Annotated in this window: 11 protein-coding genes and 1 tRNA gene; 11 read left to right on the plus strand and 1 reads right to left on the minus strand. The window is 70.7% G+C overall.

The window, feature by feature from the left end; all coding sequences use genetic code 11:
- The first annotated feature begins 122 nt into the window (after positions 1-122).
- From AC1MGR_RS10990 to rsgA, 6 genes are all read left to right on the plus strand, one after another.
- Positions 123-196: transfer RNA gene (locus AC1MGR_RS10990), tRNA-Cys, on the plus strand.
- Positions 197-488: 292 nt separating this feature from the next.
- Positions 489-1,139, plus strand: coding sequence for a protein-L-isoaspartate O-methyltransferase family protein (locus tag AC1MGR_RS10995; RefSeq protein WP_108040709.1), 651 nt, complete (start codon positions 489-491; stop codon positions 1,137-1,139).
- Positions 1,140-1,437: 298 nt separating this feature from the next.
- Positions 1,438-2,805, plus strand: a complete 1,368-nt coding sequence (locus AC1MGR_RS11000) for a TolC family outer membrane protein (RefSeq protein ID WP_480234604.1) — start codon at positions 1,438-1,440, stop codon at positions 2,803-2,805.
- A gap of 189 nt (positions 2,806-2,994) precedes the next feature.
- Positions 2,995-3,609, plus strand: a complete 615-nt coding sequence (locus AC1MGR_RS11005) for a PopZ family protein (RefSeq protein WP_480234605.1) — start codon at positions 2,995-2,997, stop codon at positions 3,607-3,609.
- Positions 3,610-3,725: 116 nt separating this feature from the next.
- The gene (locus tag AC1MGR_RS11010) at positions 3,726-6,458 is read left to right on the plus strand and encodes a valine--tRNA ligase (RefSeq protein WP_480234606.1); all 2,733 of its coding nucleotides are present in this window, start codon (positions 3,726-3,728) and stop codon (positions 6,456-6,458) included.
- Between the two features lie 40 nt (positions 6,459-6,498).
- Entirely contained in the window at positions 6,499-7,497 is a 999-nt protein-coding gene (gene rsgA, locus AC1MGR_RS11015) for a ribosome small subunit-dependent GTPase A (RefSeq protein WP_480234607.1), read from the plus strand.
- 10 nt (positions 7,498-7,507) lie between these two features.
- Here the strand turns inward: rsgA and purD are convergent, their stop codons facing one another.
- A complete protein-coding gene (purD, locus tag AC1MGR_RS11020) occupies positions 7,508-8,791 on the minus strand; it encodes a phosphoribosylamine--glycine ligase (protein WP_480234608.1) in 1,284 nt (427 codons plus the stop codon).
- A 190-nt stretch (positions 8,792-8,981) separates the two neighbouring features.
- Here purD and AC1MGR_RS11025 point away from each other — a divergent pair, with 190 nt between their 5' ends.
- The 5 genes from AC1MGR_RS11025 to AC1MGR_RS11045 all read left to right on the plus strand — a co-directional run bounded on the left by AC1MGR_RS11025 (position 8,982) and on the right by AC1MGR_RS11045 (position 13,321).
- Positions 8,982-9,161, plus strand: coding sequence for a hypothetical protein (locus AC1MGR_RS11025; protein ID WP_146180518.1), 180 nt, complete (start codon positions 8,982-8,984; stop codon positions 9,159-9,161).
- An 86-nt stretch (positions 9,162-9,247) separates the two neighbouring features.
- Positions 9,248-10,945: an exodeoxyribonuclease VII large subunit gene (xseA, locus tag AC1MGR_RS11030; protein WP_480234609.1), complete on the plus strand. Its 1,698-nt coding sequence runs from the start codon at positions 9,248-9,250 to the stop codon at positions 10,943-10,945.
- A gap of 170 nt (positions 10,946-11,115) precedes the next feature.
- Positions 11,116-11,343, plus strand: a complete 228-nt coding sequence (locus AC1MGR_RS11035; protein ID WP_108039495.1) for a DUF4170 domain-containing protein — start codon at positions 11,116-11,118, stop codon at positions 11,341-11,343.
- Between the two features lie 135 nt (positions 11,344-11,478).
- Positions 11,479-12,423: a ribose-phosphate pyrophosphokinase gene (locus tag AC1MGR_RS11040; RefSeq protein WP_055959118.1), complete on the plus strand. Its 945-nt coding sequence runs from the start codon at positions 11,479-11,481 to the stop codon at positions 12,421-12,423.
- 187 nt (positions 12,424-12,610) lie between these two features.
- Entirely contained in the window at positions 12,611-13,321 is a 711-nt protein-coding gene (locus AC1MGR_RS11045) for a cell cycle transcriptional regulator TrcR (protein ID WP_108039497.1), read from the plus strand.
- Positions 13,322-13,529 lie beyond the last annotated feature (208 nt).

Genomic DNA, 13,529 nt, shown 5'->3' on the forward strand with positions numbered 1-13,529 from the left:
TTTTTCCGAGATCGTCCAAAGGCCGTTGCCCTTTCGCATGGGGCTCTGCTAGAGACCGCTCTCCCCGAGCCGGCCGCCCGGACGGGGGTCGCCGAACGAGCCCCTCGGGGCGGCGCGACAGAGGCCTCGTGGCGGAGTGGTTACGCAGAGGACTGCAAATCCTTGTACGGGGGTTCGATTCCCTCCGAGGCCTCCAACTTTCTGATTGCCGGCTCGGCCGGCCCTCCCTGGTGCGAACGAGATCCTGCCGGCGCCGGCGAGCCGAGTCTTTGGCGAGCCAAGGCGTCGGCACGCCGGGCCGGACCAGAGCGGTCACCTCGGTCGAGGCCCGCGAGACCCGCCCCGGCGTGTCAGCGGGAAGCCTCCGGGAACCTTGCGTTTTCGCCATCGATCCACGACAACCCGCAAGCTTCGGCGTGGCCGCCCGGCCGCCCGGAAGGACAGCGCGGCGCCCGGCGCCGGCCCAGGGTCGAGGGAAGACGGCATCCATGCTCGATTACGCGCAGGCGCGACGCCTCATGGTCGATTGTCAGTTGCGGACCTTCGACGTGAACGACGTCCCGGTCCTCGACGCCTTCGGAGAGGTCGCCCGTGAGCGCTTCGTGCCGGCGGGCCGCGAGGATTTCGCCTATATCGACCAGACCCTGCGGCTCGGCCGGCAGGGCCGCGCCATGCCGGCACCGATGCTCCTGGCCCGCATGATTCAGGCTCTGGCGATCCAGCCGGGCGACACCGCCCTCGATGCCGCCACGGGCTACGGCTACGGCGCCGCGATCCTGGCGCGGCTCGGCGCCGAGGTCGTGGCCCTCGAATCCGATGCCGACCTCGCGGCGGGCGCCCGTGAGCGCCTGGCCGGCCTCGCCCGTATCACGATCGTCGAAGGACCGCTCGAGGCCGGCGCCCCGCAGGGCGCGCCGTACGACGCGATCCTGGTGAACGGCCGTGTGGAGACGCGCCCGCAGGCCCTCCTGGACCAGTTGAAGGACGGCGGTCGCCTCGTCTGCGTGATGGGCCGGGACCGGGCCGCGAAGGCGACCCTGTTCGTCCGCGCCGGCGACGCCTTCGGCGCCCGCCCCCTCTTCGATGCCGCTCTCCCGGCCCTGGGCGCCTTCGCGGACGCGGTCGACTTCGCGTTCTGACAGCCTGAGAGCCGCGAAAGGGACCGTTTCGGCGCCGTCGATGCCCCGGACGAGGACCGGTTCAGGGTCCCGCACGCCTTGGGCGTAACCCGAAAGGAGTGTCGCTTTTTTGCGGCACCCCGCTCGGATTCACGCAATGCACAGCAAGCGGCCGGTGCTCTGCCGGCCAAGGTCGGGTAGTCTCCGCATCGAGGCGGGCAACCCGGTATCGCGCCCAGGCGCGGCGGCCTTCTGCGAGGCCGTCCGGTTCATCGAGAAACCGCAAGGGCTGATGAGCGTGAGAGATTCGAAACCTGCGATGCGCACGAGGCTTCGGCCGGCCGGCCTCGCCGTATTGGCGGTCGCCCTGGCGAGCCCGGCCGGCGCCGAGACGCTGGAGAGCGCGCTCTCGCGGGCCTATGCCGCCAATCCGACTTTGAATTCCGGCCGCGCCGGCGTGCGCGCCACCGATGAGAACGTCGCGCAGGCCAAATCCGGCTACCGGCCCACCGTCAGCCTCGATGCCGATATCGGCCTGACGCAGACGGACGGCCAAGTCTCGCGGGTTCGCCTCAACCAGGTCACGAGGCCCGGCGGTGCGGGCCTCACCATCAACCAGACCCTGTTCAACGGTTTTCGCACCGACAACCAGACCCGTCAGGCGGAATCCGACGTGCTCCGTGTCCGGGAGGCGCTGCGCGCCACCGAGATGAACACGCTGTTCAACGCCGCCCAAGCCTACATGTCGGTCCTGAGCGACACGGCGAACCTGGAGCTGCGGCGGAACAACGTCGAGGTGCTCGAGGAGCAGCTCCGCCAGACCCGCGACCGCTTCAACGTCGGTGAGGTGACCCGCACCGACGTCGCCCAGGCCGAGGCCCGTCTCGCCGGCGCCCGCTCCGACGTCAGCGGCGCCGAGGCGACCCTGCGCGCCAGCATCGGTACCTACCGCCGCTACATCGGCGTCGAACCGCGCCAGCTCGCGCCGGGCCGCCCCCTCGACCGCTACGTTCCGGCCAGCCTCGATGCCGCGGTCAATATCGGCCTCAAGGAGCATCCGCAGATCCTGTCGTCCCTGCATCTCGTCGATGTGGCCGAGGCGCAGGTGAAGGTGCTGGAAGGCGCCCTGTACCCGACCGCCGGCCTGCAGGGCTCGGTCCAGCAGCGCTTCGACAGCCAGTTCCCGGGCGACAACGCGGTGAGCGCCTCGATCGTCGGCCGCCTGACGATCCCCCTCTACGAGGGCGGACAGACCTACTCGCAGATCCGCCAGGCCAAGGAGACGGTCGGTCAGCGCCGGCTCGATGCCGAGGACACCCGGGATCAGGTCCGCTCGGCCATCGTGACGGCCTGGGGCCAGCTCGAGGCCTCCAAGGCACAGGTCATCGCCTCGCAGGCGCAGGTGCAGGCCAACGAGGTGGCGCTGAACGGCGTGCGCGAGGAGGCCCGCGTGGGCCAGCGCACCACCCTCGACGTGCTCAACGCGCAGCAGGAATTGCTGAACGCCCGCACCAACCTGATCGTCGCCCAGCGCAACCGGGTGATCTTTTCCTACGGCGTCGTCCAGGCGATCGGCCGCCTGACGGTGCGCTTCACGGCGCTGCCGGTGGCGGTCTACAGCCCGAAGGAACACTTCGATCAGGTCAAGGACCTCTGGTACGGCGTGCGCACGCCCGACGGACGCTGAGGTTCGGCGACCGCGCGGCCGCCGGCATCCGGGCTGCATCGCCCCGGCCGGCGCGGTCGCGGCCCGAACTCTCACGGCGGCGCGAGCTTATCCCGTGCCGTGCAGCGGCCGGCGCTTGTGTCGGGGCGGGAGCGTGAAATACTCGCCGCACGTCGCAACCGTTTCCCCCAGATCCCGAGCATCGTCCGGATGAGTGCAGCGAGCCCCAAGGTGTCGGACAAGGCGCAGGAACCCTCCATGGAGGAGATCCTGGCGTCGATCCGGCGCATCATCGCCGACGATCAGATCGCCAAGGCCGAGGTGGTTCCGCCGCGGGCCTCGGCGCCGCAGCCCGAGAACGACGATGTCCTGGACCTCGCCGAGGTCGCGCAGCCCGTCCGCAAGCCCATCCCCCTCGAAGAACCCGAGATCGCGTTCCGCAAGGAGCCCATCGAGGACGGACAGATCGACTTCGATGCGATCTCCTTCGACGATGACGAGCCGGAGTTGGAGCCGCTGCCGCCGCTCCGTGCGGCGCCCCCTCCCATCGAGCCGCCGCGCCCGGCCCCCCAGCCCGCGATGCGCGCGCCGGACCCCGAGCCCACGCCCACCGAGCGCCTGACCTCGGCCGTCACCGACGCGAGCGTCGCCCAGGCCTTCCACATGCTCTCGAACACGGTGATGAGCAGCCAGGCCCGCACCCTGGAAGACCTTGTGCAGGACATGCTCCGGCCCATGCTGAAGGGCTGGCTCGACGAGAACCTGCCCAGCATGGTCGAGCGCCTGGTGCGCGCCGAAATCGAGCGCGTGGCCCGGGGACGCTGAGGCCCGAACCCGGCCTGCCCGATCGAATCGCCGGGCTCGCGTGTTGACGCCGGGTGCCCGACGGGTTGAAAGCGGGCCAACCTCCGCTTTCCCCGATCAGTGACCCGACCCCGCCCATGATGGACAAGACCTTCGATCCCGCCGCCGTCGAGGCGCGCATCGCCGCCGCCTGGGAAACGGGCGAGGCCTTCAAGGCCGGGCGTCCCGAACGCGCCGGGGCGAAGCCCTTCACCATGGTGATTCCGCCGCCGAACGTGACCGGCAGCCTCCACATGGGTCACGCCCTCAACAACACGCTGCAGGACATCCTCTGCCGCTTCGAGCGCATGCGCGGCCGCGACGTGCTGTGGCAGCCGGGGACGGACCACGCCGGCATCGCCACCCAGATGGTGGTGGAGCGTCGCCTCGCCGAGGCGAAGGAGCCGGGCCGGCGGGAGATCGGCCGGGCGGCCTTCGTCGAGAAGGTCTGGGCCTGGAAGGCGGAATCGGGCGGGGCGATCGTCAACCAGCTGAAGCGCCTGGGCGCCTCCTGCGACTGGTCGCGGGAGCGCTTCACCATGGGCGTCTCGGGCGCGCCGGACGACCAGATGGTCCGTGCGGTCACCCGGACTTTCGTCGACCTCCACGCCCAGGGCCTGATCTACCGCGACAAGCGCCTGGTGAACTGGGACCCGAAGTTTCAGACCGCGATCTCCGACCTCGAGGTCCTGCAGGTCGAGGTGAAGGGCCATCTCTGGCACTTCGACTACCCGGTCGTCGACGCGGCCGGCACCGAGACCGGCGAGATCATCACGGTCGCCACGACCCGGCCGGAGACCATGCTGGGCGACACCGCGGTCGCGGTCCATCCGGAGGACGAGCGCTACACCCATCTCGTGGGCAAGCGCGTGCGCCTGCCCCTGGTCGGGCGCCTGATCCCGATCATCGCCGACAGCTATTCCGACCCGGAGAAGGGCACCGGCGCCGTCAAGATCACGCCGGCCCACGACTTCAACGACTTCGAAGTCGGCCGTCGCGCAGGCTGCACGCCGATCAACATCCTGGATTCGGAAGCCCGCATAAGCCTCGACGGCAACGCGGCTTTCCTGGACGGCTCGAATCCCGAGCCGGAGGCCCTGGCCCTGCACGGTCTCGACCGGTTCGAGGCGCGCAAGCGCGTCGTCGCCCTGATGGAGGCGCAGGAGCGCCTGCGCCTCACCGAACCGAACACCCACGCGGTCCCGCACGGCGACCGCTCGAACGTCGTCATCGAGCCTTACCTCACGGACCAGTGGTACGTGAACGTGAAGCCCCTGGCCGAGCGCGCCCTGCAGGCGGTGCGTGAGGGAAAAACCCGTTTCGTGCCCGAGAACTACGAGCGGACCTTCTTCCAGTGGCTCGAGAACATCGAACCCTGGTGCATCTCGCGCCAGCTCTGGTGGGGCCACCAGATCCCGGTCTGGTACGACGAGGCGGGTGGCATCTACGTCGCCATGAGCGAAGCGGAGGCGCAAGCCCAGGCCGATGCGCAGCGTGGGGCACCCGTGGCCCTGCGCCGGGACGAGGACGTCCTCGACACCTGGTTCTCCTCCGCCCTGTGGCCGTTCTCGACGCTGGGCTGGCCGGACGAGACTTCGGAACTCGCGCGCTACTACCCGACCGACACGCTGGTGACCGGCAAGGACATCATCTTCTTCTGGGTCGCCCGGATGATGATGCTCGGGCTCCACGTCACCGACCAGGTGCCGTTCGAGACGGTCTACCTGCACACGTTGGTGCGCGACGCCGCCGGCGCCAAGATGTCGAAATCGAAGGGCAACGTCGTCGATCCTCTTGGGCTGATTGATCAGTACGGGGCCGACGCCCTGCGCTTCACCCTCGCGGCGATGGCGGCCCAGGGGCGCGACATCAAGCTGGCGGTGAACCGGGTCGAGGGCTACCGCAACTTCGCGACGAAGCTCTGGAACGCCTCGCGCTTCGCCGAGATGAACGGCTGCATCCTCCGGGCCGACTACCGGCCGGAGGAGTCCCGCGAGACCCTGAACCGCTGGGCGCTCGGCGAGGCCGCCCGGGCCGTCGCCGAGGTCACGGCGGCGCTCGAGGCCTATCGCTTCAACGACGCGGCCGCCGCGGCCTACCGCTTCGTCTGGAACATCTTCTGCGACTGGTACCTGGAACTGGCCAAGCCCGTGCTCCAGGGGGAGGGCGTCGAGGCCGGCGCCAAGGCCGAGACGCAAGGTACCGTGGCCTTCCTGATCGACCAGATCGCCAAGCTGCTGCACCCGTTCATGCCGTTCCTGACGGAAGAGCTCTGGGCGATCAAGGGCGCGGACCTGCCGGAGCGCGGCCTGCTCGCCCTGGCGCCCTGGCCGGACCTGGGCGCCCTGAACGACTCGGCCTCGGAGGCCGAGATCGGCTGGCTGGTCGACCTCGTCTCGGAGATCCGCTCGGCCCGCTCCGAGACCAGCGTGCCGGCGGCGGCGCAGATCCCCCTCGTGGTGGTCGGCGCCGATGCGGATCTGCAGGCCCGGGCGACCCGCTGGGGCGACACCCTGGTCCGGCTGGCGCGGCTCTCCGAGATCCGCTTCGAGGCGACCGCGCCGAGGAACTCGGTGCAGCTCCTGGTGCGCGGCTCGGTGGCGGCCCTGCCGCTGGAGGGCATCGTCGACCTCGCCGCCGAGGTCGCCCGCCTGAAGAAGGAGGCGGCGAAGGCCGGCGCCGAGATCGCCAAGATCGAGGGCAAGCTCGGCAATGCCGACTTCCTCGCCCGCGCGCCCGACGAGGTGGTGGACGAGCAGCGCGAGCGTCGCGATGCAGAGGCCGCCCGCCTGGAGAAGATCACGGAGGCGCTGGCGCGGCTCGCCGCTTGAGCGGGTCGCGAGCCTTCGGCGCGCGGCCGGGTCGCGCGTCGTGACGGTCGCCCACACCCTGACCGAACTCGGCTGGTCCGCCTTCTTCGCGGACCAGTGCCGCCCGGACGAGGCGGCCCTCGTGCCCCAGCGCGTCGCCACCGTGCACCGCGCCCGCATGGGCGCCCTGGCGGAGACGGGGCCGGCCAAGCTCATGCTGCCGGTCCACACCAACACCGGCGACTACGCGGTCGGCGACTGGGTCCTGGTCGAGGCCGGGACGCAGATGCTGCGCCGGCGCCTGGACCGCCGCACCGTGCTGGAGCGGCGGCGGGAGGGGAGCGCCGCGCCGCAGCTCGCGGCGGCCAACGTCGATGCGCTTTTCATCGTCACCTCCTGCAACGCCGACTTCAATCCGACACGGCTGGAGCGCTACCTGGCGCTGGCCAACCAGGGCGGCGCCGAGCCGGTCATCGTCCTAACCAAGGCGGACGTCGCGCCGGATGCGGAGCGTTACCGGCGTGGGGCCGCGGCCCTGCAGCGCGACCTCGCCGTCACCTTGGTGAATCCCAGGGAGGCCGGGGCAGCGACGCAGCTCGGCCCCTGGTGCGGCCCCGGCCGCACTGTGGCGGTGGTCGGCTCTTCGGGGGTCGGCAAGTCGACCCTGGTGAACACCCTGGCGGGTCCGGACCACGCGGCGCCGCAGACGACGGGGGGGATCCGGGAGCACGATGCGAAGGGCCGGCACACCACCACGAGCCGCTCGCTCCACGCCATCGCGGGCGGCGGCTGGGTGATCGACACGCCCGGGATCCGTTCGCTTCAGCTCGGGGACGCGGCCGAGGGGATCGACACCCTGTTCGCCGAGATCACCGAACTGGCCCCGGACTGCCGCTTCCGGGACTGCACCCATGCCCACGAGCCCGGCTGCGCCGTGCAGGCCGCGGTGGCCGAGGGTCGCCTCGATCCGGAGCGGGTGGCGCGCTGGCGCATTCTGCGGGCGGAGAACCGGGGCAACACGGTGGTGCTCACCGGTCCCCGCGGCAACAAGCGGCGCTGACGGCCGGGCCTCAGATCCCGCCGCCCGCGACCTCGCGGGCAACGGCACGGCGGCCGATATCGCGCCGGCAGAAGCCCTCCGGCCAGTCGATCCGCGCCACCGCTGCGTAAGCGCGCGCCTGGGCCTCCATCATGCTCTCGCCCAGGGCCGTGACGGCGAGCACACGGCCTCCGTCAGCGAGCAGGCGCCCGCCCTCGGCACGGGTTCCGGCCTGGAACACCAGAACCTCATCGCTCACGCCCGCGGCCTCGACGCCGCGGATTTCCGAGCCGCGCAGCACCGCTCCGGGATAGCCGGCGGCCGCCATGACCACGGTGAGCGCGGCACGGCGCCCGTCGAATTCCAGGCTGATGCCGGACACGTCGCCCTCGCAGGCCGCCAGCAGGGCCGGCACGAGGTCGGAGGCGAGGCGCGGCATCAGCACCTGGGCCTCCGGGTCGCCGAAGCGGGTGTTGTACTCGATCAGCTTCGGCCCATCGGCGGTGAGCATCAGTCCGGCATAGAGGATGCCGGTAAAGGGGATGCCCCGGGCGCGCATGCCATCGAGCGTCGGGGCGATGATGGTCTCCATCACTTCGCGCTCCAGGGCGGGGGTCAGGATCGTGGCCGGCGAGTAGGCACCCATGCCGCCCGTGTTGGGGCCGCGGTCGCCGTCGAAGACCCGCTTGTGGTCCTGGGCCGTGCCAACCGGAACCGCGCGGGTCCCGTCGCACAGGGCGAAGAAGCTCGCTTCCTCACCGAACAGGCATTCCTCGATGACGATCTCGGCGCCGGGCTCCTCGAACAGGGCCCGGACCGCGCTCTCCGCCTGCTCGCGGGTCTCGGCCACCACCACGCCCTTGCCGGCAGCCAGCCCATCGGCCTTGACCACGATGGGGGCGCCCTGTGCGGCGAGGTAGGCCAGGGCCGGCTCGAGAGCTTGGAAGCGCGCGAAGGCGGCGGTGGGAATGCCGACCTCGGCGCAGAGATCCTTGGTGAAGCCCTTGGAGCCTTCGAGCTGGGCGGCGGCCTTCGTCGGGCCGAACACCCGGACGCCCGCAGCCTGCAGGTCGTCGACGAGGCCCGCCACCAGGGGCGCCTCGGGCCCGACCACCACGAGGCCGATGCGCTCGCCTGCGCAGAAGGTCCTTACGGCGGCATGGTCGGACACGTCGAGCTCCGGCCGGTTTTCGCCGAAGGCAGCCGTCCCGGGATTGCCCGGCGCGGTGAAAAGGCGGGTGCAGAGCGGGCTCTTGGCGATGGCGTAGGCGAGGGCGTGCTCGCGCCCACCCGAACCGATGAGGAGGATGTTCATGAGGGGTGATGTTCCCCAAAAGCCGTTCGTTGAAAAGTCCGATTCGCCGTCGATACTCTCGCTGTGCACGGGAAGCGCCCCGAGAACCGGGTCCGGCCCCACGTGGTCTCGTACTTTCCGGGTGGAACGAACCACTCCGGACGACGTTGTGAGGATTATGCCAGGCTGTCGCAAATCCGTTCCGTTTTTGGTGGCGCCGACTCCCTCCCGGAGCGTCAGCCTCTCGCATTACGTCACGCGCGGACGCGTGCCGGTCCGTGCCTGCAACGACAACGGCAACCTCGACGACCTGCCGATCTGGCGCATGGCCCTGGCGATCTGCGCCGTGCCCGTGGCGTCCGTGCTGGTCATCCTCTCCATCCTGATGTGAGGCTTGGCGGGATGCACCGGGTGTGACCCGGAGCGGCGCCGCCGATCCCTTTACCTGACGCGACGCCGGCCCTAGCGTCCGCGCCCATGGCCGTTCCTCCCCCACCCGCCAAAGCCGCTCCCGCGTCCGGACCGGTCTCCAACGTGCCGGAATGGTCCGTCGGAGACCTGGCCTCCGCCCTGAAGCGCACGCTGGAGGATGCCTTCGGCCACGTGCGCCTGCGGGGCGAAATCTCGGGCTTTCGCGGACAGCACAGCTCCGGCCATGCCTACTTCTCGCTCAAGGACGGCAGCGCCCGGATCGACGCGGTGGTCTGGAAGGGCACCTTCAACCGCCTGCGCCAGCGCCCTCAGGAAGGACTGGAGGTGGTCGCCACCGGGCGGATCACGACCTTCCCGGGCAAGTCCTCGTACCAGATCGTCATCGAGACCCTGGAGCCCGCCGGCATCGGGGCCTGGATGGCCCTGCTGGAGGAGCGCAAGCGCGTCCTCGCCGCCGAAGGCCTGTTCGCGGCCGAGCGCAAGCGGCCGATCCCCTACCTGCCCCGCGTCGTCGGCGTGGTGACCTCGCCCACCGGTGCCGTCATCCGCGACATCCTGCACCGGCTCGAGGACCGCTTCGCCCGCCCCGTCCTGGTCTGGCCGGTGCGGGTGCAGGGGGAGGGGGCGGCCGAGGAGATCACCGCGGCGATCCGCGGCTTCAACGCCCTGGCGCCCGGCGACGCGGTTCCCCGGCCCGACGTACTGATCGTGGCGCGGGGCGGTGGCTCGATCGAGGACCTCTGGGCCTTCAACGAGGAGAGCGTGTTGCGCGCCGCCGCGGACTCGACGATCCCGCTGATCTCCGCGGTGGGCCACGAGACCGACACCACCCTGATCGACTTCGTCTCCGACCGCCGGGCGCCGACCCCGACGGGGGCGGCGGAGATGGCGGTTCCGGTCCGGGCCGACCTCGTCGCCGCGGTGGTCGATCTCGGGCGGCGCCAGCGCGAGGCGGTGCAGCGGCGCCTCGACCGGGAGCGCAGCGACCTGCGCGCCCTGGTGCGGGCGATGCCGGACGTCGACGCCTTCCTGGCGGCCAAGCGCCAGCGCCTCGACCTTGCCGAGGCGCGGCTCGGCCCGGCGCTCGCCGGCAATGCCCGCGTGTTCCGGCTGCGCGTCGCGCGCCTCGTCGAGCGCTTCACCCGGCATCCGCCGACCCTGGCCCTTGCCCAGGCGCGGGGACGGGTCGCCCGAATCGGCGACCGTCCGGGCGCCGCCCTGCGTCACGAGATGGCGCGCAAGGGGGAGGGGCTGTCCTACCTCGGACGGCGCCTCGTCATCGCCCGCGCGGGGACGGTGAGCCGCGCGCGGGCGGAGCAGGCCCGCAGCCGCGACCACCTCGACGCCCTGCAGGCGCGGCTGGTCCGGGCCGGAATCCGCTTGACGGAGCGCCGTGCCGACCGGCTCGCCGGGTTGTCCGGCCTCCTCGGCTCCCTCGGCTACCGGGCCGTCCTGGCCCGCGGCTACGCCCTGGTGCGCGATTCCGACGGGCGGGCGATCCGCGCGGCGGCGCAGGCCGCGTCGCACATGACCCTGGAATTCACGGACGGTTTCGTCGAGGTCACGCCGCGCGAGGCCGCGGCGGGGCCGACCGGCCCGAACGGCGCGGCGGCCGATCCCCCGAAGGCCGCGCGGAAGAGGACGGCCCCGAAAAAGACCGCCCCGGCGCCGGCCGAGCGGACGGCGCAGCCGCCGGAGGGTCCGACGCCCCCGGCCCGGCAGGGAAGCCTGTTCGACCTCTGAGGACCGGTGCCGGGCGGCGACGCCTGTGCACCGCGGCCGGCGGGAGGGGGCCTGCGTGTTCCGCGGCACGCGGATCGGGTTGACGAACCCGGCGGCGTTTGCGACCGCACCGGCGGCACGGCCCATGCCTTCCGGGATGACGCCGGATCCGGGCGGAAGGAGTTGCGGGAATGACCACGACGATCGACAGCGGACAGAGACTGCATCTCGTCTTCGGCGGCGAGCTGGAGAGCCTCGACGGCGTGAACTTCCGCGACGTCAAGAATCTCGACATCGTCGGGATCTTTCCGGACTACGCCTCGGCCCAGACCGCTTGGAAGGCCAAGGCGCAGTCGACGGTTGACAGCGCCCAGACGCGCTACTTCATCGTGCATCTGCACCGGCTGCTCGAGCCCTGATGTGTGAAACCTGACTCCGTAACGGACGTGAAGGCATTGTGACGCCCGGGTTGCGGCTGTTATGGAGCGCCGCAACGAAGGCTTAAACCCCGGCACGGGCTCGGCCCTCCAGGATCGCGAGATGAAGACCCCGGCATGAAGTCCTCGATCAAGATCATCGCCGGCAACGCGAGCCGCCCCCTGGCCGAAGCGATTGCGGCCTACCTGGAATTGCCGCTGGCCAAATGCATGGTGCGGCGCTTCGCCGACATGGAGATCTTCGTCGAACTCCAGGAAAACGTGCGCGGCGAGGACGTGTTCATCGTCCAGTCGACCTCGTTCCCGGCCAACGATCACCTGATGGAACTGCTCATCATGATCGACGCCGCGCGGCGCTCCTCGGCGCGGCGCATCACGGCGGTGATCCCGTATTTCGGCTATGCCCGCCAGGACCGGCGCACCTCGGGCCGCACCCCGATCTCGGCAAAGCTCGTGGCCAACCTCATCACCGAGGCCGGTGCCGACCGCGTGATGACCCTCGATCTCCATGCCGGGCAGATCCAGGGCTTCTTCGACATCCCCACCGACAACCTGTTCGCCGCCCCCGTGATGGTGCGCGACATCAAGGAGCGGCTCGACCCCCGGGACTGGATGGTGGTCTCGCCGGATGTCGGCGGCGTGGTCCGCGCCCGCGCCATCGCCAAGCGCATCGACGCGACCCTGGCCATCGTCGACAAGCGCCGCGAGCGTCCCGGCGAGTCCGAGGTGATGAACATCATCGGCGAGGTCGAGGGCCGCTCCTGCATCCTCGTGGACGACATCGTCGATTCCGGCGGCACCCTGGTGAACGCCGCCGAGGCCCTGCTGAACGCCGGCGCCAAGGACGTCTCCGCCTACATCACGCACGGGGTGCTCTCCGGCGGCGCGGTCTCGCGCATCGCCGCCTCGCGGATGAAGGAACTGGTCATCACCGACTCGATCCAGCCGACCCAGGCGGTCAAGCTCGCCCGCAACATCCGGGTCGCCACCATCGCCCCGCTCCTGGGCGAGGCCATCGGCCGGACGGCGACGGAATCCAGCGTGTCGAGCCTCTTCACCTGAGGCCCGCCCCCCCGGAGATCCGGGACCGGCGGATCGCAATTGCGTTGACCCCATCGGAACCTGTATAGACGGCGCTTCCCTATTGCAGCGTTGAGACGGGATGCTGCCGGCCGGTGAGGCCGGAGCGAGCGACGCCCTGTCGGCGGCGCCCCGGCCCCGTCCCGCACGAACCAGTTGGAGTCACCCGATGTCGCAAGGCCCGCTGATGCCGAAGGCCACCGCCGTATGGCTGGTGGAGAACACCTCGCTGGCCTTCGAGCAGATCGCCGATTTCTGCAAGCTGCACCCCCTCGAGGTGAAGGGCATCGCCGACGGCGAGGTCGCCGCGGGCATCAAGGGCCTCGATCCGATCACCACCGGCCAGCTCACCCGCGACGAGATCGAGAAGGCGCAGAAGAGCCCGGCCTACAAGCTCAAGGTCGCGGTCTCGAAGGTGAAGCTGCCCGAGGTCAAGCGCACCACCAAGGGTCCGCGCTACACGCCCCTGTCCCGTCGCCAGGACCGGCCGAACGCCATTCTCTGGCTGCTGCGCAACCACCCCGAGCTGAAGGACGCGCAGATCATCCGCCTCGTCGGCACCACCAAGTCGACGATCCAGCAGATCCGCGAGCGCACCCACTGGAATTCCGGCTCCCTGCAGCCGATGGACCCCGTGACCCTCGGCCTCTGCACCCAGATCGACCTCGATTTCGAGGTGCAGCGCTCGGCCAAGGACCGTCCGGCCAACATGCCGGTGGATGGCGGCGCGACCCTGCTGCCGACCGAGGTCTCGACGGCCACCGACTACACCGAGTCGGACGAGCATCACCGCAGCGCCCGCGACGAGAAGCTCAACGCCGATTCGGTGTTCGCGAAGCTCAAGGGCATGCGCAGCACCGAGGACGACGACGAGGATTGATACCCACTCCCGGAAGCAGAGGGCTTTCCGGGAAGGAGAGGGGGCACGTTCCGGACGCGACGACCGGAGCGATCCCCCGGAAACGCGATCAGCCGCCCCTGTCCGTGCCGCGCCGACCGATCCCCGCAGCCCCGCCGCGGGGATTTCCCGTTTCCGGGACCGCCGGCGGGCCGGGCCCCCGGCCAGTTGCCGGATCTCCGGCAATCCG

The sequence above is a fragment of the Methylobacterium sp. BI1 genome (genome assembly GCF_056680125.1).